The sequence below is a fragment of the Methyloversatilis sp. S146-33 genome (assembly GCF_059552495.1).
Window position 1 is genome coordinate 25,666 of the sequence record NZ_JCANOT010000010.1, and the last position, 26,451, is coordinate 52,116.

The 26,451-nt window shown below is 67.8% G+C and carries 23 protein-coding genes; 11 read left to right on the forward strand and 12 right to left on the reverse strand.

The features are described from left to right. Positions 1-18 precede the first annotated feature (18 nt). From bchZ to AC51BJ_RS00925, 7 genes are all read left to right on the forward strand, one after another. Positions 19-1,458, forward strand: coding sequence for a chlorophyllide a reductase subunit Z (gene bchZ, locus AC51BJ_RS00895; protein ID WP_496279027.1), 1,440 nt, complete (start codon positions 19-21; stop codon positions 1,456-1,458). A gap of 138 nt (positions 1,459-1,596) precedes the next feature. Further along, positions 1,597-1,830, forward strand: a complete 234-nt coding sequence (gene pufB / locus AC51BJ_RS00900; protein WP_430434998.1) for a light-harvesting antenna LH1, beta subunit — start codon at positions 1,597-1,599, stop codon at positions 1,828-1,830. Positions 1,831-1,840: 10 nt separating this feature from the next. Then, on the forward strand, positions 1,841-2,041 hold the full coding sequence (gene pufA, locus AC51BJ_RS00905) for a light-harvesting antenna LH1, alpha subunit (RefSeq protein ID WP_019916985.1): 201 nt from the start codon (positions 1,841-1,843) through the stop codon (positions 2,039-2,041). Positions 2,042-2,147: 106 nt separating this feature from the next. Then, complete coding sequence (gene pufL / locus AC51BJ_RS00910; protein WP_019916987.1) at positions 2,148-2,972, forward strand: photosynthetic reaction center subunit L; 825 nt, start codon at positions 2,148-2,150, stop codon at positions 2,970-2,972. 23 nt (positions 2,973-2,995) lie between these two features. Further along, the gene (gene pufM, locus AC51BJ_RS00915; protein ID WP_024300836.1) at positions 2,996-3,973 is read left to right on the forward strand and encodes a photosynthetic reaction center subunit M; all 978 of its coding nucleotides are present in this window, start codon (positions 2,996-2,998) and stop codon (positions 3,971-3,973) included. Continuing rightward, entirely contained in the window at positions 3,970-5,061 is a 1,092-nt protein-coding gene (gene pufC, locus AC51BJ_RS00920; RefSeq protein WP_430434996.1) for a photosynthetic reaction center cytochrome PufC, read from the forward strand. The genes pufM and pufC overlap by 4 nt, the downstream gene beginning before the upstream one ends. Before the next feature lie 199 nt (positions 5,062-5,260). Further along, positions 5,261-5,710 (forward strand): CBS domain-containing protein, encoded by a 450-nt coding sequence (locus tag AC51BJ_RS00925; protein ID WP_019916993.1) that lies wholly within the window; start codon positions 5,261-5,263, stop codon positions 5,708-5,710. A 452-nt stretch (positions 5,711-6,162) separates the two neighbouring features. Here AC51BJ_RS00925 and AC51BJ_RS00930 read toward each other — a convergent pair whose 3' ends face one another. The 5 genes from AC51BJ_RS00930 to AC51BJ_RS00950 all read right to left on the reverse strand — a co-directional run bounded on the left by AC51BJ_RS00930 (position 6,163) and on the right by AC51BJ_RS00950 (position 13,576). Then, positions 6,163-7,107, reverse strand: a complete 945-nt coding sequence (locus AC51BJ_RS00930; RefSeq protein WP_496279064.1) for an IS110 family RNA-guided transposase — start codon at positions 7,105-7,107, stop codon at positions 6,163-6,165. A gap of 293 nt (positions 7,108-7,400) precedes the next feature. Beyond that, on the reverse strand, positions 7,401-7,766 hold the full coding sequence (locus AC51BJ_RS00935) for a YciI family protein (RefSeq protein ID WP_496279029.1): 366 nt from the start codon (positions 7,764-7,766) through the stop codon (positions 7,401-7,403). Then, entirely contained in the window at positions 7,767-8,249 is a 483-nt protein-coding gene (locus AC51BJ_RS00940) for a VOC family protein (RefSeq protein WP_496279030.1), read from the reverse strand. A 108-nt stretch (positions 8,250-8,357) separates the two neighbouring features. After that, positions 8,358-10,997: an EAL domain-containing protein gene (locus AC51BJ_RS00945; protein ID WP_430432799.1), complete on the reverse strand. Its 2,640-nt coding sequence runs from the start codon at positions 10,995-10,997 to the stop codon at positions 8,358-8,360. 62 nt (positions 10,998-11,059) lie between these two features. Further along, positions 11,060-13,576 (reverse strand): sensor domain-containing protein, encoded by a 2,517-nt coding sequence (locus AC51BJ_RS00950; RefSeq protein WP_496279032.1) that lies wholly within the window; start codon positions 13,574-13,576, stop codon positions 11,060-11,062. A gap of 287 nt (positions 13,577-13,863) precedes the next feature. Here AC51BJ_RS00950 and AC51BJ_RS00955 point away from each other — a divergent pair, with 287 nt between their 5' ends. Together AC51BJ_RS00955 and AC51BJ_RS00960 are read left to right on the forward strand one after the other, a co-directional pair. After that, a complete protein-coding gene (locus AC51BJ_RS00955) occupies positions 13,864-14,712 on the forward strand; it encodes an ATP-grasp domain-containing protein (protein WP_496279033.1) in 849 nt (282 codons plus the stop codon). 61 nt (positions 14,713-14,773) lie between these two features. Then, entirely contained in the window at positions 14,774-16,033 is a 1,260-nt protein-coding gene (locus AC51BJ_RS00960) for an Hsp70 family protein (protein ID WP_496279035.1), read from the forward strand. 384 nt (positions 16,034-16,417) lie between these two features. On the opposite strand, the gene AC51BJ_RS00965 is transcribed toward AC51BJ_RS00960, so the two are convergent. The 4 genes from AC51BJ_RS00965 to pdxR all read right to left on the reverse strand — a co-directional run bounded on the left by AC51BJ_RS00965 (position 16,418) and on the right by pdxR (position 21,962). Further along, the gene (locus AC51BJ_RS00965; protein ID WP_496279036.1) at positions 16,418-17,833 is read right to left on the reverse strand and encodes an FAD-dependent oxidoreductase; all 1,416 of its coding nucleotides are present in this window, start codon (positions 17,831-17,833) and stop codon (positions 16,418-16,420) included. 6 nt (positions 17,834-17,839) lie between these two features. Further along, a complete protein-coding gene (locus AC51BJ_RS00970) occupies positions 17,840-18,145 on the reverse strand; it encodes a ferredoxin family protein (RefSeq protein WP_019915320.1) in 306 nt (101 codons plus the stop codon). Positions 18,146-18,148: 3 nt separating this feature from the next. Next, entirely contained in the window at positions 18,149-20,281 is a 2,133-nt protein-coding gene (locus AC51BJ_RS00975) for a molybdopterin-containing oxidoreductase family protein (RefSeq protein WP_496279037.1), read from the reverse strand. Positions 20,282-20,471: 190 nt separating this feature from the next. Beyond that, positions 20,472-21,962 carry a MocR-like pyridoxine biosynthesis transcription factor PdxR gene (pdxR, locus tag AC51BJ_RS00980; protein ID WP_496279038.1) on the reverse strand — a complete coding sequence of 497 codons (1,491 nt, stop codon included), beginning with the start codon at positions 21,960-21,962 and terminating at the stop codon, positions 20,472-20,474. Positions 21,963-22,144: 182 nt separating this feature from the next. Here pdxR and AC51BJ_RS00985 point away from each other — a divergent pair, with 182 nt between their 5' ends. Continuing rightward, complete coding sequence (locus AC51BJ_RS00985) at positions 22,145-22,930, forward strand: SDR family NAD(P)-dependent oxidoreductase (protein ID WP_430432805.1); 786 nt, start codon at positions 22,145-22,147, stop codon at positions 22,928-22,930. A gap of 12 nt (positions 22,931-22,942) precedes the next feature. On the opposite strand, the gene alkB is transcribed toward AC51BJ_RS00985, so the two are convergent. Next, the gene (alkB, locus tag AC51BJ_RS00990; RefSeq protein WP_430432806.1) at positions 22,943-23,587 is read right to left on the reverse strand and encodes a DNA oxidative demethylase AlkB; all 645 of its coding nucleotides are present in this window, start codon (positions 23,585-23,587) and stop codon (positions 22,943-22,945) included. Then, a complete protein-coding gene (gene ada / locus AC51BJ_RS00995; protein WP_496279039.1) occupies positions 23,587-24,669 on the reverse strand; it encodes a bifunctional DNA-binding transcriptional regulator/O6-methylguanine-DNA methyltransferase Ada in 1,083 nt (360 codons plus the stop codon). The genes alkB and ada overlap by 1 nt, the downstream gene beginning before the upstream one ends. 327 nt (positions 24,670-24,996) lie before the next feature. On the opposite strand from ada, the gene AC51BJ_RS01000 reads away from it, so the two are divergent. Next, positions 24,997-25,626, forward strand: coding sequence for a DNA-3-methyladenine glycosylase family protein (locus AC51BJ_RS01000; protein ID WP_496279040.1), 630 nt, complete (start codon positions 24,997-24,999; stop codon positions 25,624-25,626). 7 nt (positions 25,627-25,633) lie between these two features. On the opposite strand, the gene AC51BJ_RS01005 is transcribed toward AC51BJ_RS01000, so the two are convergent. After that, on the reverse strand, positions 25,634-26,437 hold the full coding sequence (locus AC51BJ_RS01005; RefSeq protein WP_430432809.1) for a ferredoxin--NADP reductase: 804 nt from the start codon (positions 26,435-26,437) through the stop codon (positions 25,634-25,636). Positions 26,438-26,451 lie beyond the last annotated feature (14 nt).

Below are 26,451 nucleotides of genomic sequence, written 5' to 3' on the forward strand. Positions count from 1 at the left end.
CCACGAGCGGGTGACGACATGCTGATCCTCGACCACGACCGCGCAGGCGGCTACTGGGGTGCGGTGTACACCTTCACCGCGATCAAGGGCCTGCAGGTGGTGATCGACGGTCCGGTCGGTTGCGAGAACCTGCCGGTCACTTCGGTGCTGCACTACACCGACGGCCTGCCGCCGCACGAACTGCCCATCGTCGTCACCGGTCTGGCCGAAGAACAGCTCGGCCGCGAGGGCACCGAAGGCAGCATGCGCCGCGCGCACCAGGTGCTCGATCCTGACCAGCCGGCGGTGGTGGTGACCGGCTCGATCGCCGAAATGATAGGCGGCGGCGTGACGCCCGAAGGCACCAACATCCAGCGCTTCCTGCCGCGCACGATAGACGAGGACCAGTGGCAGTGCGCCAACCGCGCCATCAACTGGCTGTGGACGCAGTACGGCGCCAAGCGCATCCCGGAACGCAAGCCGCGCGTCGATGGCGCGAAGCCGCGGGTGAACATCATCGGGCCGATCTACGGCTGCTTCAACACGCCGAGCGACCTGGCGGAAATCCGTCGCCTGGTCGAGGGCATCGGCTGCGAAGTGAACCTCAGCTTCCCGCTCGGCAGTCATCTGGCCGACGTGCCGAAACTGGTCGATGCCGACGTCAATGTCTGCATGTACCGCGAGTACGGCCGGCTTCTGTGCGAAACGCTGGAGCGGCCCTATCTGCAGGCGCCGATCGGCCTGCACTCGACCACCCGCTTCCTGCGCGCGCTGGGCGAACTGACCGGTCTCGATCCGGAGCCCTTCATCGAGCGCGAGAAGCACACGACGATCAAGCCGCTGTGGGATCTGTGGCGTTCGGTGACGCAGGATTTCTTCGGTACCGCCAGCTTCGCCGTGGTCGCCAACGACACCTACGCACGCGGCATCCGCCACTTCCTGGAAGAGGACATGGGTCTGCCCTGTGCGTTCGCGGTGTCGCGGCGCGCCGGTGCCAAGACCGACAACGACGCGGTGCGCGCGCTGGTGCGCGACAAGGCGCCGCTGGTCATGTTCGGCAGCTACAACGAGCGCATGTACATGGCCGAGTGCGGCGCACGCGGCAGCTACATTCCCGCCTCCTTCCCCGGCGCCATCATCCGCCGCCACACCGGCACGCCCTTCATGGGCTACGCCGGCGCCACCTATCTGGTGCAGGAGGTGTGCAACGCGCTGTTCGACGCGCTGTTCCACATCCTGCCGCTGGGCAGCGACATGGATCGCGTCGACGCCACACCGTCGCGGCTGGCCCGTGCCGACGCACGGCCGTGGGACGACGACGCCCAGCGCCTGCTCGATCAGTACCTCGACAAGCAGCCCTTCCTGGTGCGCATCTCGGCCGCCAAGCGGCTGCGCGACAAGGCGGAAGAAGCGGCGCGCGGCGCCGACGAACAACGCATCACTGCAGCGCGCGTGCAGCGTGCGCTGGAAACGACATGAGGACCGGTCTGGCCACCGTCCGGAGCGGGTGCAGCACGCGCCCGTCCACCCTCTTGCGGGGCGCAGTCAGCCCCGGAAGTCCCCGCCGCGCGGGCGTTGCGCGGCAATGGCCGAAAGGCCCGTCAGGAGGTAATCGGTATGGCTGATGGCACTAGAAGCGGATCCCTGTCAGGACTGACAGATTCCGAGGCGCGGGAATTCCACGCCATTTTCATGACCAGTTTCATCGTCTTTCTGGTCGTCGCGATCGTCGCTCACATCCTCGTCTGGAACTGGCGCCCCTGGCTGCCGGGCTCCGAGGGTTATGCGTCGCTGATCGAAGGCGTCAAGGCGGCGACCTACTCGGTCATTCCTTACATCTACCAGGCATAGGAGCGCAGATATGTGGCGTATTTGGTTGCTTTTCGATCCGCGCAGATCACTGGTCGCGCTCTTCACCTTCCTCATGGTGCTGGCGCTCCTGATCCATTTCATCCTGCTCAGCACCGATCGCTTCAACTGGATCGAAGGCCCGAGCAAGAAACCCGCAGCAACGGCCCAGAGCGCAATGCCGGCTCCGGTCGCGATGCGGACAACGCAGTAAATGCACTGACGGCAGGAGTGCGGGGACCGGGCCTGCCCGGCCTCGCATGAGCGCTGCAGCGCGTCTCTACCGCGGAGGCATCGCGCTTCCGGATAAGGGGGTTGGCATGTCCATGCTCAGTTTCGAAAAAAAATACCGCATCCGTGGCGGGACGCTGCTCGGCGGAGACCTGTTCGACTTCTGGGTCGGCCCCTTCTACGTCGGTTTCTTCGGTGTCACCAGCATCTTCTTCGCGCTGCTGGGCACACTGCTCATCATCTGGGGCGCCTCGCAGGGCACCACCTGGAATCTCTGGCAGATCAACATCGCTCCGCCCGACCTGAAGTACGGCCTGGGCATGGCGCCGCTGATGGAAGGCGGGCTGTGGCAGCTGATCACGGTGTGCGCCATCGGCGCCTTCGTGTCGTGGGCGCTGCGCGAGGTCGAGATCTGCCGCAAGCTCGGCATGGGCTATCACGTGCCGGTGGCGTTCTCGGTTGCCATCTTCGCCTACGTTACGCTTGTGGTGTTCCGGCCGCTGCTGCTCGGCGCCTGGGGGCACGGTTTCCCGTACGGCATCATGAGCCACCTCGACTGGGTGTCGAACACCGGCTACCAGTACCTGCACTTTCACTACAACCCGGCGCACATGCTGGCGGTGAGCTGCTTCTTCGCCACCACGCTGGCGCTGTCGTTGCACGGTGCGCTCATCCTGTCGGCGACCAATCCGCCGGGTGATGGCGTGGTCAAGACGCCGGACCACGAAAACACCTTCTTCCGTGACGCCATCGGCTACTCGATCGGCACGCTGGGCGTGCATCGACTGGGTCTTTTCCTCGCGCTGTCGGCCGGCTTCTGGAGCGCGGTGTGCATCGTCATCAGCGGTCCGTTCTGGACACGCGGGTGGCCGGAATGGTGGAGCTGGTGGCTCAACCTTCCCGTGTGGCGATAACAGACGAAAGCGAGGGTGCCATCATGGCCGAGTACCAGAATCTATTCACGCAGGTGCAGGTGCACGCACCGTCCTTCCCCGGTGTTTCGGTCGGTCGTGACGACCGCGAACGCACCGGCACACCGACCCACGTACATCTGTTCGGTCGCCTCGGCGACGCGCAGATCGGGCCCATCTACCTCGGCTGGTTCGGGCTGGCGTCGCTGATCTGCGGCTTCATCGCCTTCGAGATCATCGGCCTCAACATGATGGCCTCGGTGAACTGGGATCCGATCGAGTTCGTGCGCCAGCTGTTCTGGCTCGCGCTGGAGCCACCGGCGCCGCATTACGGGCTGTCGATACCCCCACTGAACGAGGGCGGATGGTGGCTGATGGCGGGCTTCTTCCTCACCACCTCCATCCTGCTCTGGTGGGTGCGCATGTACCGCAGGGCACGGGCACTCGGCATGGGTACCCACGTGGCCTGGGCCTTCGCGGCCGCGATCTGGCTCTACCTGGTGCTCGGCTTCATCCGCCCGGTGCTGATGGGGTCGTGGTCGGAGGCGGTGCCCTTCGGCATCTTCCCGCACCTGGACTGGACCGCCGCGTTCTCGATCCGCTACGGCAACCTGTTCTACAACCCCTTCCACATGCTGTCGATCGCCTTCCTCTACGGCTCGACCCTGCTGTTCGCGATGCACGGCGCGACCATCCTGGCGGTCAGCCGCTTCGGTGGCGAGCGCGAAATCGAACAGATCGTCGATCGCGGAACCGCATCGGAGCGCGCCGCACTGTTCTGGCGCTGGACCATGGGCTTCAACGCATCGATGGAATCCATCCACCGCTGGGCCTGGTGGTTCGCCGTGCTGTGCCCGCTGACCGGCGGCATCGGCATCCTGCTGACCGGCACGGTGGTCGACAACTGGTACCTGTGGGCCGTCAAGCATCACGTTGCACCGATGTATCCGGCGGTGTTCGGCACCGTCGTCGATCCCGCCACCGTGCAAGGAGTGCAGCCATGAACACCCTGAAGGCAACACTGCGTGTCGTCGCCATGCTGGGGGCGGGGCTGCTGCTCGCCGCCTGCGAGAAACCGCCGATCGACACGGTGCAGCGCGGCGTGCGCGGCACCGGCATGGTCCAGGTCTACAACCCGCGCATCGTCGAGGGCGAACAGCAGAAGAACGTGGTGCCGGAGCCGATACCGGCGGCACCGCGCGAAGGGCAGAAGGCGTCCGAGGTGTTCCAGAACGTGAAGGTGCTGGGCGACGTCAGCGTCGCAGAGTTCACCCGGCTGATGGTGGCGATGACCGCCTGGGTTTCGCCGGAACAGGGCTGCGCCTACTGCCACAAGCTGGAGAACATGGCCGACGACTCGATGTACACCAAGGTGGTGGCGCGGCGGATGATCCAGATGACGCAGCACATCAACGCCGACTGGAAGCCGCACGTCGCCGACACCGGCGTCACCTGCTACACCTGTCATCGCGGCATGCCGGTGCCGGCCGAGGTGTGGTTCCAGCCGCCGCCGCAGAAGCACGCGACGCGCATGGCCGGATCGAAGATGCAGCAGAACACGCCGGACGCCGCGGTCGCCTACGCCTCGCTGCCCTACGACGCCTTCACCCGCTATCTGCAGAAGGGGCAGGAAATCCGCGTCAATGCGGTGACCGCGCTGCCGACCGCGGCGCCTGGCTCGCTGGCCGATACCGAGGGTACGTACGGACTGATGATGCACATGTCGGACGCGCTCGGCGTCAACTGCACCTACTGCCACAACAGCCGCGCCTTCGCGCCATGGACCGAAAGCACGCCGCAGCGGCAGACCGCCTGGCACGGCATACGGATGGCGCGCGACCTGAACAACGAATACATGGTGCCGCTGACCGCGACCTTTCCGGCGCATCGGCTCGGGCCGACCGGCGACGTCGCCAAGCTGAACTGCGCGACCTGCCACCAGGGTGCTTACAAGCCGCTCTACGGCACGCCGATGCTGAAGGACTACGTGGCGCTCAGCGCCCCCGGCGCACAGGCCGCACTGCCGCCCGCTGCCGCAGCAGCAGCCGAGACCCCGGCACCGGCCGCCGAGGCGGAGGCGGCGAAGCCCTGATCCACGGTCGGCGCGCCGCAGTGCGCCGACCTGACCCCGTTCGGCCGCTCCTGCAGTTCTCCTCCGCGCTGGGCCAGACAGCGCCTCTGCGGGAGCGGATCCGGACACCACGCAGACAGGGCGCGCCACCCGGTGCGCCCGGATCGCGCAGCGCCCGGGTCGGCTGGCCCCTCCCGCACTCCGCGCAGAGGAGACAGTCATGCAGGTCAGTGAAGTCATGTCGTCCGGCGTGCTCAGTGCCGCGCCCGGCGACAGCGTGAGATCCGTCGTCATCCACATGCTCAGCCGTCACTGCGGAGCCATTCCGGTGATCGAACCGGATGCCCGCATCGTCGGCATCGTGTCGGTGCGCGACATCATGCTGCCGATGTATCCCAAGCTGGGCGAGTACATCCACGATAACGTGGGTACGCGCGACTTCCTCGCGATGGAGGAGGGCTATGACCGCGTGCTGACGATGCGGGTCGATCAGGTGATGACACGCAACCCGCTGGTGCTTTCCCCGGAGACGCCGGTGCTCGAAGCGGCGTCGTGGATGGGCGTCAAGAACTTCCGCCGCATGCCGGTCGCGCGCGACGGCAAGCTGGTCGGCATGGTGAGCATCGGCGACATCAACCGTGGGCTGTTCTTCGCACGCATCGGCGGCTAGGCGGACCGGCCCAGCGCGCCGGTCGATCGGCTGGCGCGCTCGGCGTCGGGACAGGGGTTCTGAGGGAGGGGTCTTCCGACCCCGACATCGGCCTGGATCGAAGCCTGCGGACAGCGAAAGCCCCGTCGCGGCCAAGGCCGCTCCCACAAGAGTGAGTCTGACCCGCGGCCGGCGCCGGGACCGGGCTTCTGTGGGAGGGGTCTTCTGACCCCGACATCGGCCTGGATCGAAGCTTGCGGACAGCGAAAGCCCCGTCGCGGCCAAGGCCGCTCCCACAAAAGTGAGTCTGACCTGCGGCCGGCGCGGGGACCGGGCTTCTGTGGGAGGGGTCTTCCGACCCCGACATCGGCCTGGATCGAAGCCTGCGGAGAGCGAAAGCCCTGTCGCGGCCAAGGCCGCTCCCACACGAACATGCCATGTCGGTGGCACGGGCAAGGCTCCTGTGGGAGATTCTATGTTCCGCCGCAAGTGTTTTCGTGTTGTTTCGGGACATAGTCTGCGGCGTTCTTCATCAGTGAGAAGGCAACGCGCGCGAGTTTTCGGGCCAGCGCAACAAGCGCCTGGGTGCGGCTGAATCCGCGCTGGAGCATGTGCTGGTAGAACGGCTGCCAGGTCGTGGATCGGCTGGCCGCCATGGCGGCGTTGTAGAGCAGGCGACGCATCTCCGAATCGCCCTTCTTGCTCAGCGCACGGCGTCCGGTCTTCTTGCCCGAATCGCGCACGCTGACGTCCAGGCCGAGGAAGGCAATGAAGGCGTCCGCGCCACTGAAGGGGGCGCGATGGAACACCGCGCACAGGCCTGCGGCGGTGAGCGCGCCGACGCCTTCGATCTTCAGGATGCGCCGGTACGGCTCTGTCCATCCGCTTTCGTTGATCAGCGAGGCGATACGCTGTTCGAACCGTTTGATCAAGGCGGTGAGCCGCGCCAGGGCCACACGCACGTCGCGACCAAAGCCGGGCAGATCTTCCATGCTCTGACGGATGCGACCCAGGCTGCGTACCACGGTTGCGCGCCGACGCAGCAGGCTGCGCAGCTCGGTCACCGAAGGCGCCGGCAGGGAGAAGGGGCGCAGATCCGTGCCCTCGTGCGCGAGGTAGCGGGCGATCAGGCGTGCGTCGTGCCGATCGGTCTTGGCGCGCTGGCCCACGGTGTCGCGGTACCTGGACAGCTTGAAGCCATCGATCAGAAACACCTGATGTCCGGCGCCGATGAGCAGCTCGACGAGCGTGCGGTGATAGGTGCCGGTCGATTCGCAGGCGATGCGCTGGCTGCCTTTCGGCAGCGTGCGCAACCAGCCGCGGATGGCCGCTGCGGTGTTGTCGATGCGCGTCACCTGCGCGCTGGGGTGCTCGGCGATGTCCAGCCAATGCTTGGAGACGTCGATGCCAAAGCACACTGCTTCGTTCTGACTTGTCACGATGGGGCCCTCCCGACTAAGGTTCAAAAGGCTTGTCGGGATTCACCACAGCACTGGCTTGCAGGGTATGGACGGTACCGCGGTCACACGGTCCGATGGATTCCTGATCGGTGCTTGGGGTGAGGGCGGGACATCTCTCCCACTGTCTGTACGTGCTTGCCGTCAGATCCGAGCTCGGTCCCTCCGCCCGACAAGCTATTCCTACGCCTGCCACGGTAGAACATACAAGCGAGCTTGCTCGCGACTGGGCGACTGCCTGCGCGCAGCGGCTGTCAGCCCGGCGCCTTGCTGTCGTCGAAGCAGGGGCCGAAGCCGCGGACTTCGACGGTGGCCCAGGCGGCGGCGGGGCAGGCGCGCGCGATGTCCAGCGCCTGCTGCCGGTCGTCGGTGGCGAGCATGAAGAAGCCGCCGATCATTTCCTTCGCTTCGGCAAACGGGCCGTCGACCACCTGGGTACGGCCGTCGCGCACCTGTACGCGCGTCGACTCGACGCGCAGCGATTCCGATCCCATCAGCAGGCCGCGTGCAGCGAGGCCTTCGCCGAAAGCCACCATCTGTGCATAGAGGTCGCGGCCTTCGGCTTCGGTACGGGTGGCGCGCTGGCCGACCGGTTCGATGATGAGCAGCATGTGCGGCATTCAGGTCTCCTTGGTGACGCTTTCGGGGCAGGGCGTGGCGCTGGCGGCGAGCAGTTCTTCGGGGCTCACGTCGCGCACATGCGTGGCGATGGCCCAGACGTGGCCGTTCGGGTCGATCACGCGGCCATAGCGGTCGCCCCAGAACATGTCTTCGGGCGCCATCTGCGCGGTCGCCCCCGCGGCGACCGCCTGGGCGAACAGCCCATCGACATCGGGCACCTGCAGATGCAGTACGACCGGTGTGCCGCCGTAACTGTTCGGGTCGCGCATGAACCATTCCGGGTGGGCGTCGACGATCATGACGACGGAGTCACCGATGCGCACCTGCGCATGCAGGATTCTGCCCTCACTGCCGGGCAGGCGCATCAGTTCTGTGGCGCCGAAGGCGCGCACGTAGAAATCGATGGCGGCTGCCGCGTTGTCGCAGACGAGGTGCGGAGTGACGGTGTGCATGCCTGCAGGCACGGGCTGGGGTGAGGTCATGGCCGGATCTCCTTCGAGGGTGAAGTGAACCGGCACGCACCGGTCCTGCCCGGTCGACGAAGCAGCCGGCGCGAAATCGACAGCACGCCCGATGAATGTCTGCCTGCTTCAGCGCGTGCGCTGCAGATCCTCGCGCAACAGACCTTCGAACTCGTCGGCCGGCAACGGCCGCGCGAACAGGTAGCCCTGGAAGAACTGACAGCCGTTGCCGGCCAGCGCATTGCGCTCGTCTTCTGTTTCCACGCCTTCGGCGATCACCTTGACACCCAGCGCCGAGGCCAGAGCGACCACCGCGCGCACGATGGCCAGATTGCCCTCGCTGGCTGGCAGGTTGCGCACGAAGGATCGGTCTATCTTCAGTTCGTTGATCGGCAGGCTCTGCAGATAGGCCAGCGACGAGTAGCCGGTGCCGAAGTCGTCGATCGAGAAGCGGATGCCGCGTGCGCGCAGCCGCTGCATCACGTCGATCGCGCCATCGACGTCGCCGAGCAGAATGGACTCGGTCAGTTCGAGCACCACCTTGCCCGGCGGCGCGCCGGTGCGGGTGATGGCTTCGAGTACCGAATCAGCGAATTCCGACTGGTAGAGCTGGGCGGCACTGATGTTGATCGCCACCGACAGATGGGCGGTTTCGGGCTTGCGCGCCCAGCGCGCCAGCTGTTCCAGCGCATCCTCCATCACCTGCAGGCCGAGCGCGGGCATCAGGCCGGCGCGTTCGGCCACCGGTATGAACTGCACCGGCGGGATGAAGCCCTTGTCTGGGTGGCGCCAGCGTGCGAGCGCCTCGGCCGACACGATGCCGCGACCGTTCTCGACCTGCGCCTGGTAGTGCACGCAGAACTGCCGCGTCGCCAGCCCGGTGCGTATTTCGTCTTCGAGCCGCAGCCGCGCGGTGACCGTTTCCTGCATGACCGGGTCGAAAAAGTGCAGGCGGTTCTTGCCGCGCTGCTTCGACTCGTACATCGACAGGTCGGCGCGACGCAGCATTTCGTCGATCGAATGCGTGCTGCCGCTGAACATCGCGATGCCGATGCTGGCGCTGGTCTGGCGCGTCTGGCCGTCGAGCACATAGGGGCGATTGAGTGCGGCCAGCATCGCCTCGGCCACACGCTCGGCCTGTTGCGCGGCGTCGATCGAGTGCTCCGGGAGGTCGGCCAGCAGCACGACGAATTCGTCGCCACCGAAGCGCGCGACGGTGTCGCTCTCGCGCACGATGTCGCGCAGCCGGGCACCGGCCTTCTGCAGCAGCAGGTCGCCGTTGTGGTGACCGAGCAGGTCGTTCACGTTCTTGAAGTCGTCGAGGTCGATGAACATCAGCGCGCCGTGGCGCGAGGTGCGCGAGGTCGACGCCATCGCCTGACCGAGCCGGTCGGACAGCAGGCGGCGGTTCGGCAGACCGGTCAGTGCGTCATAGAAGGCGAGCCGGCGTATCTCGTCCTCGGCCGCCTTGCTGAAGGTGATGTCCATGAAGGCGGCGACGTAGTGCGTCACCATGCCGTCGGCGTTGCGCACGGCGCTGATCGACAAGCGCTCCGGGTATACCTCGCCGTTGCGTCGCCGGTTCCAGATTTCGCCTTCCCACACGCCGTCGGCGTGCAGCTTGGACCACATGGCGCGGTAGAAGGCGGTGTCGTGCCGGCCGGATGCGAGCAGGCTGGTGCGCTGCCCGATCGCCTCTTCGGCGCTGAATCCGGTGATCGCGGTGAAGGCCTTGTTCACGCGCAGGATGACGCTGTAGGCGTCGGTGATCATCATGCCCTGCTGCGATTCGAAGGCGATGGCGGCGATGCGCTGTTCTTCTTCCAACCGCACGCGATCGGTGATGTCGCGCGTCAGCAGCACCACTGCACGGCGGCCTTCGAAGGGGGCGTCGAGCGCTCTGGCGCGCGCCTCGAACACGCGCGGACCGCCCCGCGTGTCCAGCGTGTATTCGAGCATCTGGGCGCTGTCGGACTGCAGTGTCCGGCGCACGTAGTCCTGGAACATGGCCGCCTTTTCCGGCGGCAGCACATCGGTCATCAGCTTGCCGCTCAGCGACTCCGCGTCGGCGACGAGCAGCTTCTCGTCCGGTGCGCGTATCTTCAGATAGCGCCCGTCCTCATCGAGCACCATCAGCACGTCGGGCACTGCCTCGGTGATCGCCCGCATGCGCGCTTCGCTGTCGCGCAGTGCCTTGCCCGTGCGCTGACGTTCATCGAGGTCCAGCAGCAGCATGCCGAGCAGCGCGGTGGCCGGCGCCAGCGTGAGCAGATAGGGCAGGGCCAGCGTATCGAACACGCGTTTGGCGGTGTCGCCCGGCAGCCCGAGGAAGAACAGCAGCGCCACGACATGTACCACGACACCGAGGCCGAGGAAGGGCAGGAAGCCGGGCGTGACCTTGCCGCGGCTGACCAGCGCGCGCATCAGCAGGCCGAGCAGCACCGAAACGGTGATGACGCCGACGCCGACCAGCGCGCCACTGCCGCCCAGGTGCAGGCGGTAGGCGGCGGCCACGGCGCCGGCGATGGCGCCGACGACCGGACCGCCGAACAGTGCGGCCATGCTGAGCACGGCGGAGCGACCGTCGAAAATGACGCCGGGAGTGAGGGTGATCGGCATCATCATGCCGACCACGCACATGACGCCAAAGATCAGTCCCGAGCCGATCGCCCGGGCGGCGTGGCGCTCACCCCAGAAGCGGGCGTTGAAGCCCTGCAGCAGGCTGAGCGCCAGGATCAGTGCAGTGGCCTTTATAAGGTCTAGTGCCATTCTCTCTATTTGAAATGCGGGCTGCGGGGCCATCCGGCGAGGCGCCGGACGGGTGGTGCATTTCAGCCATTCTCGCGCAACCAGGCTTCGAAGTGTTCGGCCGGCAGCGGGCGCGAGAAGAGGTAGCCCTGCGCGTAGTCGCACTGCGCTGCACGCAGCAGGTCGAGCTGGTGGATGGTTTCGACGCCCTCGGCGATCACCTGCATGCCGAGCTTGTGCGCCATCACGATCATTGCCTCGCACAGCGCGAGTTCGCTGGAGTCGCGCGACAGGCCGCGCACGAAGGACTGATCGATCTTCAGGTAATCGATGTCGAACTTCTTCAGATAGGACAGCGAGGAATAGCCGGTGCCGAAGTCGTCCAGCGACACCTGGACGCCTGCGTCGCGCATCGCGTAAAGGCATTCCAGCGCCGGTTCGTCAGCCTCGACAAGCATGCCCTCGGTGATTTCGATCGCCACCAGGCTGCCCGGCGCATCGAGGGTGCGCAGCAGCTCGACCACACCGGGATAGTCGCCGTTTCGATTGCGCAGCTGCAGCGGCGAATGGTTGATGCTGATCTGCACGGTGTCGCCGAGGCGCTGCTGCAGATGGCGTGCGAAACCGACCGCGGTGCGCGTGATCCAGTCGCCCAACGGCAGGATGAGACCGGTCTCTTCGGCGATCGGTATGAATTCGGTCGGCGACACGTGGCCGCGCTCCGGGTGCTGCCAGCGTATCAGTGCTTCGGCCTTGCGCACGCGGCCGGTCGCGATCTCGACGATGGGCTGATAGACCAGATGGAACTGGCCGGTGGTCAGCGCGGTGTGCATGTCCGACACCAGGCGCAGCCGGCGTTCGGAACTGGCCTGCATCGACGGCGTGAAATAGCTCATCCGGTTGCGTCCGGCGCGCTTGGCGTCGTACATCGCCTGGTCGGCCTGCTTCAGCAGATCCTCCTGGCTCTGCGCGCTGTCCGGATACAGCGTGATGCCGATCGAAGCCGACACATAGACCAGTTCGTTGAACAGCTGAAAAGGCTGGTGCAGGGCGCTCAGTATCTTGCCGGCGATCTGCTCGACGACGTCCGGGTGCTCCAGCCCGCCCAGCACCACCGCGAATTCGTCGCCGCCGAAACGGGCGACCGCGTCGGTGTCGCGCATGCAGCCGGTGATGCGCTGCGCCGCCTGCTGCAGCAGGCTGTCGCCGGCCGGGTGGCCCAGCGTGTCGTTCACCTCCTTGAAGCGGTCGAGGTCAATGAACAGCACCGCCAGCTGGCGACCGCTGCGCTGGCTCAGTCGCATTTCCTGGCGCAGGTGATGCAGCAGCAGGTGACGGTTGGGCAGATTGGTCAGCGCGTCGTAGTTGGCCTGCTTCCAGATGGTCTGTTCGTTGATCTTCTTGTCGCTGATGTCGCGCACGATGCCGAGCACGGCGGGTTCGTCGCGATAGGTGAAACGCGAGGCGATCAGCTCGATCCACAGCGGCCGGTCGCCGTCGCGGTTCAGCAACTGCACCTCGTAGCGACGTTGCGGTTCCGGCCCGGAACCGATGCGCCGCTCGTAGCGCTCGCTCCACAGTTCGAGGAAGTCGGGGTGCAATACGTCGGCGAAATGCAGGCCGGTGAATTCTTCGACCGTATAGCCCAGCATGCGTGGCAGGGCCGGGTTGACGAATACGAAGCGGTGTTCCTGCGCAACGAAAACGCCGTCGGCCATCGCGTCGAGCAGCGCGCGCTGGGTGGCTTCGGCGCGCTCGAGTTCGGTCTGCACGCGGCGACGTTCGGTGATGTCGGTATGGGTGCCCACCATGCGCAGGGGCCGACCGTCGGCGTCGCTGCTGACCACCTTGCCGCGGTCCAGTATCCACTTGTAGTCGCCGTTGCGGCAGAGCATGCGATGTTCGTTGCGGTAGCCCGGCGTGCGGCCGTCGAGGTGGGCCTGCACGTCGGCCATCACCCGCGGCAGGTCGTCCGGGTGTACCCGTTCCGACCATTCGGACAGCGCGTTGCCGATGTCCTGTTCGTCGTAGCCCAGCATGGTTTTCCAGCGCGGGCTGAAAAACACGGTGCCGTCCTGGATGTTCCAGTCCCATACGCCGTCGCCGGCACCTTCCAGCGCGAACTTCCAGCGCAGCTTGTTGGCCAGCAGATCACGTTCGGTGCGCTTCTGCTGACTGAGGTCGCGCCAGGTGGTGATGAACACCTCGCGGCCGTCGATGGCGATGGTGGTCAGCAGCACCTCGATCACGACCTCACTGCGATACGGGCTGCAGATGGTCCACTCGAAGCGGTGGCTGCCTTCGCGCCGCGCGATGTCCATCATTTCGCGCGCCTTGTCGTCGGACGCACGGCCGTCCGGCTGGTGCGCCGGCGAGATGTCGGCCGGACGCAGCGCGATCACCTCCTCGCGGGCCGGGAAGTTCAGCATGCGCATCGCCGCCGGGTTCCAGTCGGTGAACACGCCCGATTCGACGTCGAGCAGCAGCATCGGATCCGGTATGCGCTCGAACAGCAGGCGGAATCGCCGGTCGCCCTCCACCTGCCCGTGCGCAGGCCGTTCTGAATACGCGGAGTTCGATGGATGCGGGGTTGAAGTCAAGGTTCTGCTGCTCATCGGGGTTGCCAAAAGGCCCGCCGTGCTCACATCGGCGGCGCTCGCATCAGATATCGGCGCGCCGCCGGTGGACTGTACTTGTGCATTGCAAAAAATGTTTTCTTTCATGAGGATGGCGAGTTTCATGCGCGCCTGACGGATACGGCGCGAGGGCGTCCGGCGCCGGTATCATGGCGCCTCTCTCAGCGGCTGCAGGCATACGAACCGGACGTCGTCGTGCCTGCGTCCACCACACGTCTCGCACCCGCCCACTTCAAGGATTCCGTCCCGCCATGAGCGCCCGTCCCGAGATCGCCTTCGTCACCTGCGCCGACATGCCCAAGCCCGACAGCGACGCCGAACTGCTGATGGCCGCTTGCGGCGTGCCGGTCGATCTGGTCGCGTGGGACGCCGACGTCGACTGGTCGGCCTACCGCTGCGTGCTGCTGCGTTCGCCCTGGGACTACCACACGCGCCTGCCCGAATTCCTCGCCTGGGCGCGGCGGGTCGATCGCTGCAGCCGGCTGCTCAATCCGCTGCCGGTGATCGAGTGGAACAGCCACAAGCGCTACCTGTTCGACCTCGCGGCGCGCGGTGTGGACATCGTGCCGACGCGCTTCGTCGAGCGGCGCAGTGCAGAGGTCGCGCAGGTGCTGGCTGAATTCGGCAGCGGCGAGGTGGTGGTGAAGCCGGCGGTGTCGATAGGCGCTTTCGGCGCCTTCCGTGGCGCCGCCGACAGTGCCGCCTGCGCCGATCACCTGCGTGCGCTGGTGGCCGAGGGTGACGTGCTGCTGCAGCCCTTCGTGCCGGGCATCGCCGATGGCGAGGTGTCGCTCATCTTCTTCGGCGGCCGCTATTCGCACGCGGTGCGCAAGGTGCCGCAGGCCGGCGACTACCGTTGCCAGGACATCTGGGGCGGGGTTGCCAGCGCACACGCGCCGGCCGACGACGAATTCGCGCTGGCCGAGGCGGCGCTGGCGGCCGCACCCGGCCCCTGCGCCTACGCGCGCGTCGACATGCTGCGGCTGCACGGCCGGCCGGTGCTGATCGAGCTGGAACTGATCGAGCCCTCGCTCTTCTTCGACACCGCGCCGGGCAGCGAACGCGCGCTTGCCGAAATCGTGCGCGCGAACGCATGCTGAACTTGCACGCTGTGCGCCGCCCCCGTACGCTGCGCGGCCTTCCGCACCACCGCACTGCCCGATGAACACCTCCGCCTGCGGCATCGACTTCGGCACTTCGAACTCCACCGCCGCCATCCACGACGGCCCGCTGGCTCGCCTGCTGCCGCTCGAAGATGGCAAGCCCACGCTGCCGTCGGCGGTGTTCTTCAACCTCGACGAGGATTCGATGGCGGTCGGCCGGGCCGCGCTGGCCGAATACCTCGAAGGTTTCGAAGGCCGGCTGATGCGCTCGATGAAAAGCCTGCTCGGCAGCGGCCTGATGGACGCCGGCACCGATGTCGGCGGCCGTCACCTGGCCTTCCGCGATCTGATCGGCGGCTTCATCGGCGAAGTGAAGAAGCGCGCCGAGACCGCGGCGCAGACGCGCTTCGAACAGGTGGTGGTCGGCCGCCCGGTGCGCTTCGTCGACGACGACGCCGAGGCCGACAAGTTGGCCGAGGACACGCTGGCCGACATCGTGCGCGGCGCCGGCTTCCGCGACGTGAGCTTCCAGTTCGAACCGATCGCCGCTGCGCACGCCTTCGAGCAGACGGTCGAACGCGAATCGCTGGTGCTGGTGGTCGATATCGGCGGCGGCACCTCCGACTTCTCGCTGGTGCGGCTGTCACCCGAGCGCCGACGCCATGTCGACCGCAGCGCCGACCTGCTGGGCAACACCGGCGTGCACATCGGCGGCACCGATTTCGACAAGCGTCTGTCGCTCGCCTGCGTGATGCCCGAACTGGGCATGGGCGGCCTGCTGGCCAGCGGCGCCGTGCTGCCCAACAGCACATACTTCAACCTCGCCACCTGGCACACCATCCACCTGGCCTACCGCCGCGACGTGCTGCCCGGTCTGCAGGACATGGCGCGCGATGTGGTCGATGGCCGCCGCTTCGAGCGGCTGCTGCGCGTGCTGCGCGAGCGCAGTGGTCACCATCTGGCGATCCGCTCGGAGGCGGCGAAGATTGCGCTGTCGGACACGCCACGGGTCGATCTCGATCTGGGCGTGGCCGAGGCGGGTCTGCACGTACCGGTCAGTCGTACCGCGTTCGAGGACGCCATCGCGGCAGAGATCGCCCGCGTCGGCGACGCCGCGCTCGCCTGCGTCGCGCAGGCGGGTCTCGCGCCGTCGGCGGTCGACACGCTGTTCTTCACCGGTGGTTCCAGCGGCGTGCCGGCACTGCGCCTGGCCCTGGCCGCCCGCTTCGCGGACGCGCAGCCGGTCGAGGGCGATCTGTACGGCAGCGTCGGCTGCGGTCTCGCCGTGGTGGCACGCCAGCGCTACGGCAGCGCCTGACCTTAGCGTCGGAATCGCGAGCAAGCTCGCTCCCACGAACCCCGGCCCGACCGCGAGTGCTCTTGTGGGAACAGCCTTGGCCGCGATGCGGCCGCTGCGGTCAGCAGGCTTCGATCCAGGCCGCTGTCGGGGTCAGAAGACCCCTCCCACAGAAACCCGCCCCTGGCGCCAGCCGTGATCGGGCGCATTCCTTGCGGGAGCGACCTCTGGTCGCGATGCAGCTTCGGCCGGCCGCCGGCTTCGATACAGGCTGCAGTCGGGGTCAGAAGAGCCCTCCCACAGAAAACCGGCCCTGGCGCCAGCCGTGGATCGGGCGCATTCCTTGTGGGAGCGACCTTTGGTCGCGACGCAGCTCAAGCAGGCCGCGGGCTTCTATTCAGGCCGCTAGTGCGAGCAAGCGGGCTCCCTCGACTGCGGGGCTCCGGCAACCGCGGCGGCACTCAGCATGTCTTCGACGCGGACGAACTTCTCTGCCGGTTTTCCGCCTGCGCGTCCGCGCTCGGCTTCTGCCTGCTCTATCGCGCGCCACCCGGCGAAATCGACCACTTTTCTGCGGTCGGCTGCCAGTTGCGCCAGCAGGCCGGCGCGGCCGGCTTTCGGAGCGTCGAGCTGCGCGAGGTCGGCCAGCAGGCTCGCCACCGTGTCCACGCTGTCGGCGCGGTTGGTGCCGATGACGCCGGTCGGGCCGCGCTTGATCCAGCCGGTCGCGTACCAGCCGCGCAGCACCTTGCCGCTGGTGTCGACGATGCGACCCTCGCGATGTGGCAGCGCGCCGCGCACCAGATCGAAGGGCAGGCCGGGCAGCGGCGTGCCGCGGTAGCCGACGCTGCGCAGCACCAGTCCGGCCGGCAGGCTCAGCCGTTCGCCGGTCGGTGAGGCCGATTGCGCGCCGGCTGTACCCGACAGCGCCTGCGCTTCCAGTTCGATCCGTTCCACCCGCGACTCGCCGCTCAGCGCCACCGGCGCGCGGTGGAAATGCAGGTGCAGCGGGCGCCGCCCGTCGTCGACCGGCGCTTGCGCGAAGCCGCGCAGGATGTCCACGTTGCGCGGGGCGTGAACGAAGCCCGGCATGGCCAGTTCGGCCTGGCTGGCGTCGTTGAGCACGAGTGCCGCCGGATCGATGCGCGGCTGCCAGCCGGGCAGGGTGCCCAGCTCGCGCAACTCCTTCGGCGTGAACTTCGCCTGCACCGGCCCGCGCCGGCCGACCAGGTGGATTTCGCGGATGCGCGACCGCGCCAGCGCGTCGATGGCATGCGTGGCGATGTCGGTGCGTCGCAGCACATCGACCGGGCTGGCCAGGATGCGGCACACGTCGATCGCCACATTGCCCTGGCCGATCACCACTGCGACCTCCTGCTGCAGATCGAATTCAAGCTCGGCGCATTCCGGCCGGCCGTTGTACCAGCCGACGAAATCGCCGGCCGCGTGCACGCCCGGCAGGTGTTCGCCGTCGATGCCGAGCCGGCGGTCCCCGGCGGCACCGGTGGCGACGATGACCGCGTGGTAGAGCGCGCCCAGCTGCCGTACCGACAGGTCGCGCCCGAGCTCGACATTGCCGAAGAAGCGCAGTCGCGGGTCTTCGGCGATCTGCGAGAACACCGTGGTTACCGACTTCAGTTTCGCATGGTCGGGCGCGACGCCGAAGCGCACCAGGCCGAAGGGCACCGGCAGGCGTTCGATCAGGTCGATCTCCACCTGCAGGCCGCTTTCCAGCAGGGCTTCGGCGGCGTAGAAGCCGCCGGGCCCGCTGCCGACGATGGCCACGCGCAGGGGCTGGCCTTCAGTTCCGGGTATCGCCATCGCGCATCACAGTCCCAGTTGCTGCCGGCGCGCGTCGGCGCCGTCGAGCGGTGCCAGACGCGCGCGGATGACCGGATAGCGCTGCGCCGCCTCGGCGTTGATGCGTATCCAGTGCTGCTGGTCCTCCGCCAGGTCGAATTCCTCGACGATGGCGTGCACCGGGCAGGCCGGAATGCAGGCGCTGCAGTCTATGCACACCGCCGGGTCGATATAGACGCGCACTTCGTTCACATGGAAGCAGGCCACCGGGCAGCTCGCCACGCAATCGGTGTAGCGGCAGCCGCGGCAGTTGTCGGTCACGACATGGGTCATGGCTCAAACCCTCTGCACGTCGACGCGGTTGTCGGAGTAGGTCCCCGCCTGGCCGAGATTGCAGTGCCGGGTCGAGGTGGTCGAGTTGACCGCGGTGCCGCTGCGGTTCAGCCCCGGCCAGTGGCCGACGTTGGTCATCATCAGTCCGGGCGACACGTCCTCGCTCACTTCGGCACGCGCCTCGAAGGCGCCGCGCTCGTTGAACACGCGCACATAGCTGCCCTGTTCGATGCTGCGCGGGCCGGCGTCGATCGGGTGGATGACGATGATCTGTTCGCCCTGGCGACGCTGCTGCGTCGGCTCGTTCGCGTATTGCGTGTTCAGGAAGGCGTGCGGCTTCGGCGATACCAGATTGATCGGGAAGGCGCTGGCGCCATCCGGCAGCATGGTTTCGACCGACGGGATGTAGTTCGGCACCGGATCGACCGGCGTGCCCGGCTGCATCGCCTCGTAACCCGAGCGCCACACCGGTACGACGAAGTTGCCGCCGGCGGCCAGGCTGGACGCGAATTCACACTTGCCCGAGGGCGTCTTGAAGTCGCCGGTGGCGTGCGGCGTGCGCTCGTCCGGCAGGCCGACGTCGAGCCGCATCCAGCCCTTTTCCTTCAGTGCTTCCAGCGTGATGCCCTTCATCACCGGCGCGTCCCAGTCGTAGCAGCGACGCAGCATTTCCCAGTCGTCGAGGTCCCAGTGTTCGTCGGTGAAACCCATGGTCTTCGCCAGCCGGCGGAACAGTTCGACGTTCGGCACGCACTCGCCCGGCGGCGCGATGGCCGGCTGGTTCAGGTGCATGTAGAGGTGGCCCCAGGTCACCATGATGTCCAGCTGCTCGGCCTGCATCGTCGCCGGCAGCAGGATGTCGGCGTACTTGGCGGTGTCGGTGATGAACAGCTCGCTGCACACCATGAACAGATCTTCGCGCTGCAGCCCCTCGACGATGGTGCCGGCGCCCGGCGCCTGCGACACCGGGTTGGAGTTGTAGACGAACAGCGACTTGATCGGCGGGTCGAGCGGCATCGCCCCGGTCAGCGCGGCGCCGAGGTCCAGTTCGTTGATCACGCGGGTGCCCGGCGGAATCCAGTCCGGCCGGCACATGAAGTCGAACTTGAACGGGAATTCCCAGATCGGCATTTCGATGGTGCCGCCTCCCGGGTAGCGCCAGGCGCCAGTCAGCGCCGGCAGACAGGTGATGGCGCGCACCGCGTCGCCGCCGCCCGGGCTGCGTTCGACCGCCACGCCCTGGCGTATCGCCGAGCGCTGCGTGCCGGCGTATTCGCGCGCCAGCGTCAGGATGTCGACCACCGGAATGCCGGTGATTTCGGATACCCGCTCGGGCGGGAATTCCGCCGCGCGCGCCTTCAGCTGGTCGAAGCCCAGCGTGTATTTCTCGACGTAGTCGTGGTCGTACAGGTCCTCGCTGATGATCACGTTCATCATGCCCAGCGCCAGCGCGGCATCGGTGCCCGGCCTGATGCGGATGTGCCAGTCGGCCTGCTTGGCGGTGCGGGTGCGCACCGGGTCGATCACCACGATCTTGGCGCCGGCCGCCTTGGCCTTCAGTACGAAGGGCCAGCCGTGCAGATTGGTGTTGAGCATGTTCATGCCCCACACGATGATGTACTTCGACACGGCCAGGCTTTCCACGTCCATGCCGCCGGTCGGCCCCACGGTCATGATCCAGGCGGTCGAGGAACCGGATTCGCAGTAGGTCTTCTCGGCCACGGTCGAACCCAGCCGGTTGAAGAAGGCGTCGCCGGCGGTCAGCCCGTTCAGCGTGCCCTGATGGCCCAGGTAGGCGTGCGGCATGATGGCCTGCGTGCCGTACTGCGCGATGATGTCGGTCCACTTCGACTTGATGGTCGCCAGCGCCTCGTCCCAGCTGATGCGCTCGAACATGCCGGAGCCCTTGGGGCCGACCCGCTTCATCGGGTACAGCAGGCGGTCCGGGTTGTAGTGGTGTTCGGCGAAGTTCTTCAGCTTCACGCACAGCCCGCCGCGCGTCATCGGGTGATCCGGATCGCCGGTCACCTCGACCAGCTTGCCGTCCTCGACGTGGTACAGGAAAGCGCAGGTATCGGGGCAATCCTGCGGACAGGCACCGCGGACGACGAGGGTTTCGCTCGAATGGGTGGACATGGCTTTCTCCCGGTAGAAAAGGTGACAAGGGGCGGATGGGCGGGCCCTCTGCGGAGCCCGGTCCCGATGTCTGCCGGATGAAAGTTAGTCAGTGGCGGGGAGGGGAGACAGGGCCAGTCGGAGAAAAAAGGATGGTGCCAGCGGTGACTGCCGGCCTTGACCGACTGCCTTGCCTCGGGCCCAGCGTCGTTCAGCGGGCAAGCGCCTGCGCCAGCCCGTCGATGCCGCGCTCGATCTGCGCCTCTGCCAGATGCCCGTAGCCCAGCATCAGGCAGCGTTCGTGCCCCGGCAGCCCTTCGTGTAACCACACCGGGCTGTCGGACAGCGGATAGACGCCGGTGCCGAAGCCGCGTGCGGCGGCCTGAACATCGACCGCCGGCGGACAGGATTCGGGCAGGCGCAGCAGAACGTGCTGGCCGGCGTCGGCGCCCTGTATGCGCACTTCCGGCAGCTGCGCACGCAGTGCGCCGACCAGCGCATTGCGTCGCGCTTCGTGGGCGGTGCGCAGGCGACGCAGGTGGGTGTCGTAACTGCCGTCGCGGATGAACTGCGCCATTGTCGCCTGCTCCAGCCAGGGCAGACCGTTGTCCATCAGCGACTTGATCGTCACTGCGGTGCGCACCAGATCGCGCGGCAGCACCATGTAGCCGATGCGCAGGCCGGGGCCCAGCGTGCGGGTGAATGAATTGATGTAGATGACGCAGCCGTTGCGGTCCAGCGACTGCAGCGTTGGCAGCGGCGCGCCTTCGTAGCGGTAGTCGGCGTCGTAGTCGATTTCCAGGATGTAGGCGCCGTTGCGCGCGGCCCATTCGAGCAGCGCGAGGCGCCGGTGCAGCGGCATGGTGCCGCCAGTCGGGAACTGGTGCGACGGCGTGACATAGACCAGCTTCACCCGCCGCTGCGGCAGCTGGCGCACGTCCACGCCGTGCGCATCGACGGCCACCGGAATGACCTGGGCGCCATAGCTTTCGAACAGGAAGGCCGCGCCCCGGTAGGTGGGCGCCTCCATCACGACCGGCGTACGGGTGCCGACAAAGAGGTGCGCGACCAGATCGATGCCCTGCTGGAAGCCGGCCACCAGCAGCAGCTGTTCGGTCGAGGCCACCATGCCGCGCGTGGTGGCGAGGTGATTCACGATGAGCTGGCGCAGTTCGGGCAGACCGGCCGGGTGGCTGTACTCGCTCATGCGCTCGGCCGCGCCGCCCAGGCATTCGACGATGAGCTTGCGCCAGATGCGTTCCGGAAAGCTCCGCGGGTCGGCGCGCCCGAACACGAAGTCGGCTGCGAGGCCGGGCTGGGCCGGACGATGCAGGCCGGTCAGGCCGCGGCCGCCGTACGGCAGCGGCAGGTTCAGCGCGCGGTGTTCGGCGCCGCTGCGCAGGTCGTCGATGCTGTCCGGCGAGCGGATCAGGGTGTCCGGCAGCGTCTTCGCGACGAAGGTGCCGACCGCGCGCTCGGTGTACAGATAGCCCTGCGCGATCAGTTCCTCGTAGGCGGCGGTGACCGTGTTGCGCGATACGCCGATCTGTCGCCCGAGGTCGCGCGTCGCCGGCACCGGCGCGCCGGGCGGCAGCAGGTGGTGCTCGATCAGCGCGCGCATCTGGGCGACGATCTGCGCCTGCAGCGTGCTGTCCAGGGTCGGGTCTACGTGGATGGGAAGGTGCACGGAGTGAGCTCGCATGGCGACGTTCCGGCGACCGCTCGGTCGCCCGCTTTCCGCGAGATTAACAGCAGACCGCGCGCCAACCGGCAACGCTCGATCGTGAGGTCTATATCCAAAGAGGCAGGCAGACGCTTTACCACCGCACGAAAGATGCGCGACGCCTCGGACTCGACCGGCGCACGACAAAGAGGGAGACGGACATGAGTGCAGAAAATGGAAGCGGTTGGGCGCTGGTGACCGGCGCGTCGAGCGGACTGGGTGTCGAGTTCGCGCGCCTGCTCGCCGCGCGGGGACGCAATCTGGTGCTGGTGGCACGCAACGTCGAGGCACTGGAGACACTGGCCGCCGAACTGACGGCCGCCCATCGGGTTGCCGTCCGGGTGGCCGCGCTGGATCTGTCGCAGCCGGACGCGCCGATCGAACTGAAGCGACGGACCGACGGACTGGGGTTGCGTATCGACACGCTGATCAACAATGCCGGATTCGGCGTGCACGGCGAATTCGTCGAGGCGGATTCGCGGCGCCTGCAGCAGATGCTGGACGTGAACGTTTCGGCGCTCACCCAGCTCGCCCGCCTCTACGGCGAGGACATGCGCCGCCGCGGCGACGGTCGCATGCTGCTGGTGGCCAGCCTGCTCGGCTTCATGGCGTCGCCGGTCTACGCCGCCTACGCCGCGACCAAGGCCTATGTGCTCAGTCTGGGCGAAGCCCTGCACGACGAACTGGCGCCGCACGGCGTCACCGTCACCGTGCTGGCGCCCGGCCTGACCGACACCGGCTTCACCCGTACCGCCGGGCACGAGGCGTCGGCCACGCTGAAACTGATGCTGATGCAGCCGCGACCGGTGGCCGAAGCCGGCTTGCGCGCGCTCGACGACGGTCGCGCCTGCGTGGTGCCTGGGCTGCTGAACAAGCTGTCGGCATTCTCGGTCCGCTTTACGCCGCGCGGCATGCACCGCCGCATCATGCAGGCGCTGCTCGCCTGAACGCCGGCGGTGTCATGCCGCCGCGCGAAAGGTGAGATTGATGCGGCAGGCGCCGGTCAGCGGATGTTCGGCGTGCGCCAGCGGCAGCACGCCGTGGAAGCGCAGCCGCGACGGACCGCCCCACACGACCACGTCGCCATGTACCAGGCGCAGCTTCAGCGTCGGGTCGCTGCGCCGCAGACCACCGAACAGGAAGACCGCCGGAATGCCGAGCGATACCGACACGATGGGCGCGTTGTAGTCGCGTTCGTTGCGGTCCTGATGCAGCGTCAGCCGCGCGCCCGGTGCGTAACGGTTGATCAGACAGGCGTCGGGCGCGAAGCCGGGGAAGCCCGCGCGTGCCGCGGCCGCGTGCGCGATCTCGCTGAAACAGTCGGGCATCGCCGGCCACAGGCGTTGGCTGTCCGGGTCGCGCGAGGTGTAGCGGTAGCCCTGTTCGTCCGAGTGCCAGCCCAGCGTGCCGCAACTCGTCGTGGCCACCGACATCGTGTGGCCGCCGGGCGTGATCAGGTGGCGGAAGGGCGCTCCGGCGGCGATGGCGTCGATTGCCGCCAGCAGCGCGGGCGCCGCATCGCGGGCGAAGCCGCGCAGCAGGGCGGCACCGGGCGCCAGCGCGTGGAGGCCCGCTTCGCATTCCTGCTCGTCGAACAGATCCATCAGTCGCTGCGCTCGCGCTCGAGCAGCGCGCGCTTGCGCGCCACACCCCAGCGATAGCCCGACAGACTGCCGTCGGTGCGCACGACGCGGTGGCAGGGCACGGCCACCGCCAGCCTATTGGCGGCGCAGGCACTGGCCACCGCGCGCACCGCGTTCGGTGCGCCGACGCGCTGCGCCAGTTCGCTGTAGCTCAGCGTCTGTCCCGGCGGGATCGCGCGCAACGCCGCCCACACGCGCTGCTGGAAGGCGGTGCCGCGGATGTCCAGCGGCAGTGCCAGCCCGATGCGCGGCGCTTCGACCAGACCGACCACCTGCGCCACCGTGCGCGCGAAATCCGGGTCGTCGCCGCTGAGGCGTGCGTGCGGGAAGCGGTCCTGCAGGTCGCGCGCCAGCGCATCGGCGTCGTCGCCCAGCGCGATCGCGCAGACGCCCTGCGTGCTGGCAGCGACGAGCATTGCGCCGAGCGCGCATTGCGCGATGGCGAAGCGGATGTCGGTGTCGGCGCCACCGGCGCGGTAGCGACGCGGCGTCATGCCGAGCGGCTGGGCCGCCTTTTCGTAAACCCGGCTGGTCGAACCGTAGCCGGCGTCGACGATGGCCTCGGTCACGCTGGCGCCGTCGGCCAGCCGCTCGCGCAGTCGTTCCGCGCGTCGTGCCACCGCCCAGGCGCGCGGTGTCAGCCCGGTGTGTGCCTTGAACACGCGCAGCAGGTGGAAGCGGCTGAGACCGGCCGACGCGGCCAGTGCGTCGAGCGAAGGAAGCGTGTCAGCGTGGTCGATCTGCCGGCACAGTGTGGCCACCATGTCGGCCTGCCGCTCGACCAGGGGCGGCAGGTCCGGCCGGCAGCGTTTGCAGGGTCGGAAGCCGGCCGCCTCGGCGTCGGCGCGGCGGGCGTGAAAGGTCACGTTCTCCGGCCGCGGCGTACGTGCGCCGCAGGACGGGCGGCAGTAGACGCCGGTGCTGCTGACCGCGTAGACGAACTGTCCGTCGGCACCCGCATCGCGCGCCCGTACCGTCGCCCAGCGTGGGTCGGCCAGCGTGGCTGCGGCGCGTGCTTCACGGCGGCTGGCTGTGTTCGTCATCGTGTTTCCGTCTTTCGGCTCGTCGATACCGGGACATTAATCGCTGCGCACCGACAACGCACTCCGCCGATTGCTTTTGAATCCGGGTGGGTCGCCGCAGTCAGCAAGCTTCGATCCCAGCCGCTGTCGGGGTCAGAAGACCCCTCCCACAGAACCCCGATCGAGGCTCAGGTCGTCGATCGGGCGCACCACCCCTGTGGGAGCGGTCTTCTGACCGCGACGCGGCTTCGGCAGGCCGCTGGCGGTGGCTGAGGCCGCCCGAACGGGTCCTTCCGGAGGCACGTCACGGTCGACATCGCCCGGCCACGGTCGCGATACTGCGCTGCCATGGACACCCTCGACACGATGCATCACCACCACGAGGCAGCGCACTTTCTGGCTGCGCTGGACGACGACTGGGCGGCGCTGGTCGCCACGGTCGGCCCCTGCCTGCACGCGCCAAAACCGGCGCGTGAACCGTGGCAGGCGCTGCTGCGCGCGGTGGCCTACCAACAGCTCAGCGTGCGCGCTGGCGACACGATGATCGCGCGCTTTCTCGCGCTGTATGGCGCCGCGGATTTTCCGACGCCGGAACAGGTCTGTGCCACCTCACAGGACGCGCTGCGCGGCTGCGGTTTTTCGGGCCGCAAGGCGGACACGATACGCGGCATCGCCGAAGCGGCCCGCAGCGGTGTCGTGCCGACGCTGGCACAGGCGCGCGAAATGGAGGACGAGGCGCTGATCGCGCGCCTGACTGCGCTGCACGGCATCGGCCGGTGGACGGTGGAGATGATGCTCATCTACACGCTGGGCCGCACCGATCTGCTGCCGGCGGACGACCTCGGCGTGCGCGAAGGCTACCGCCGGTTGCGGCGGCTCGACCGCCCGCCGACGCCGCGACAGATGACCGAACTGGCGCTGCCCTGGTCGCCGCACCGCACCGCCGCCAGCTGGTATCTGTGGCGGGTGCCGCGCTGACCGCGCCCTACCAGTACTTCTCGAACAGCATGCTGCCCGGACTGTTGCGCCGGCACGGCGTGAAGCCGCGCTCGGCCAGCACCGCCCGCATCTCGGTCGTGAACTCAGGGTTGCCGCACACCATGACGCGGCTGTCGGCCGGCTCAAGCGTGTGCCCGGCGTGGGCCTGCAGTGCGCCGTCGGTGATCAGTTGCGGAATGCGCCCGGAGAGCGCCGTAGCGTCGGGTTCGCGCGTGACGATGGGGACATAGGTCAGCCTGCCGTGCGACACCGCGGCTGGCGCCTCGATCTCGTCGCGGTAGGCCAGTTCGTCGGCCCGGCGCACGCTGTGCACCAGCACGGCGCGCGTATAGCGGTCGAGCGCGCCAGGTGTGCGCAACAGCGAAACGTAGGGCCCAAGGCCGGTGCCGGTCGCCAGCATCCACAGCGTGTCGCCGGGCGCGAGCTGGCTGTCAAGGAAGAAGCCGAATACCGCCTGCTCCAGCAGCACGGTGTCACCCTCGCGCAGTGCGGCCAGCTGCGAGGTGAAGGCACCGCCGGGAATCAGCACCAGCAGGAATTCCAGTTCGCTGTCGGTGGTCGCCGATACGATGGAGTAAGGACGCCAGACCGCGGCCTCCGGCGTGTCGACCGGCAGCCCGAGGCGGGCGTAGTGGCCCGGCTGGAAGAGGTAGTTGGCCGGCCGCTCGATGCGGATGGACCACAGGACGGGCGTCCAGCGCCGGATCGCGCGGATGCGCTGCGCGGTCGAGCGTGGCACGCGTGGCGCGGGTCTGGCCAGTGCCAGGGCTGCTGCGTCGGTTTCAGCCATGTCCCTCTCCTTCG

Excerpts from the sequence above, each read along its gene's own strand:
- pufB (WP_430434998.1), top strand. The coding sequence starts at position 1,597 with ATGGCTGATGGCACTAGAAGCGGATCCCTGTCAGGACTGACAGATTCC.
- AC51BJ_RS00945 (WP_430432799.1), bottom strand. The coding sequence starts at position 10,997 with ATGGCACTAGACCTTATAAAGGCCACTGCACTGATCCTGGCGCTCAGC.
- AC51BJ_RS00960 (WP_496279035.1), top strand. The coding sequence starts at position 14,774 with ATGAACACCTCCGCCTGCGGCATCGACTTCGGCACTTCGAACTCCACC.
- AC51BJ_RS00985 (WP_430432805.1), top strand. The coding sequence starts at position 22,145 with ATGAGTGCAGAAAATGGAAGCGGTTGGGCGCTGGTGACCGGCGCGTCG.
- pufL (WP_019916987.1), top strand. The coding sequence starts at position 2,148 with ATGTCCATGCTCAGTTTCGAAAAAAAATACCGCATCCGTGGCGGGACG.
- AC51BJ_RS00975 (WP_496279037.1), bottom strand. The coding sequence starts at position 20,281 with ATGTCCACCCATTCGAGCGAAACCCTCGTCGTCCGCGGTGCCTGTCCG.
- alkB (WP_430432806.1), bottom strand. The coding sequence starts at position 23,587 with ATGGATCTGTTCGACGAGCAGGAATGCGAAGCGGGCCTCCACGCGCTG.
- AC51BJ_RS01005 (WP_430432809.1), bottom strand. The coding sequence starts at position 26,437 with ATGGCTGAAACCGACGCAGCAGCCCTGGCACTGGCCAGACCCGCGCCA.
- AC51BJ_RS00955 (WP_496279033.1), top strand. The coding sequence starts at position 13,864 with ATGAGCGCCCGTCCCGAGATCGCCTTCGTCACCTGCGCCGACATGCCC.
- bchZ (WP_496279027.1), top strand. The coding sequence starts at position 19 with ATGCTGATCCTCGACCACGACCGCGCAGGCGGCTACTGGGGTGCGGTG.
- AC51BJ_RS00970 (WP_019915320.1), bottom strand. The coding sequence starts at position 18,145 with ATGACCCATGTCGTGACCGACAACTGCCGCGGCTGCCGCTACACCGAT.
- AC51BJ_RS00935 (WP_496279029.1), bottom strand. The coding sequence starts at position 7,766 with ATGCCGCACATGCTGCTCATCATCGAACCGGTCGGCCAGCGCGCCACC.
- AC51BJ_RS00940 (WP_496279030.1), bottom strand. The coding sequence starts at position 8,249 with ATGACCTCACCCCAGCCCGTGCCTGCAGGCATGCACACCGTCACTCCG.
- pdxR (WP_496279038.1), bottom strand. The coding sequence starts at position 21,962 with ATGCGAGCTCACTCCGTGCACCTTCCCATCCACGTAGACCCGACCCTG.
- AC51BJ_RS00965 (WP_496279036.1), bottom strand. The coding sequence starts at position 17,833 with ATGGCGATACCCGGAACTGAAGGCCAGCCCCTGCGCGTGGCCATCGTC.
- pufC (WP_430434996.1), top strand. The coding sequence starts at position 3,970 with ATGAACACCCTGAAGGCAACACTGCGTGTCGTCGCCATGCTGGGGGCG.
- pufA (WP_019916985.1), top strand. The coding sequence starts at position 1,841 with ATGTGGCGTATTTGGTTGCTTTTCGATCCGCGCAGATCACTGGTCGCG.
- AC51BJ_RS01000 (WP_496279040.1), top strand. The coding sequence starts at position 24,997 with ATGGACACCCTCGACACGATGCATCACCACCACGAGGCAGCGCACTTT.
- pufM (WP_024300836.1), top strand. The coding sequence starts at position 2,996 with ATGGCCGAGTACCAGAATCTATTCACGCAGGTGCAGGTGCACGCACCG.
- ada (WP_496279039.1), bottom strand. The coding sequence starts at position 24,669 with ATGACGAACACAGCCAGCCGCCGTGAAGCACGCGCCGCAGCCACGCTG.
- AC51BJ_RS00925 (WP_019916993.1), top strand. The coding sequence starts at position 5,261 with ATGCAGGTCAGTGAAGTCATGTCGTCCGGCGTGCTCAGTGCCGCGCCC.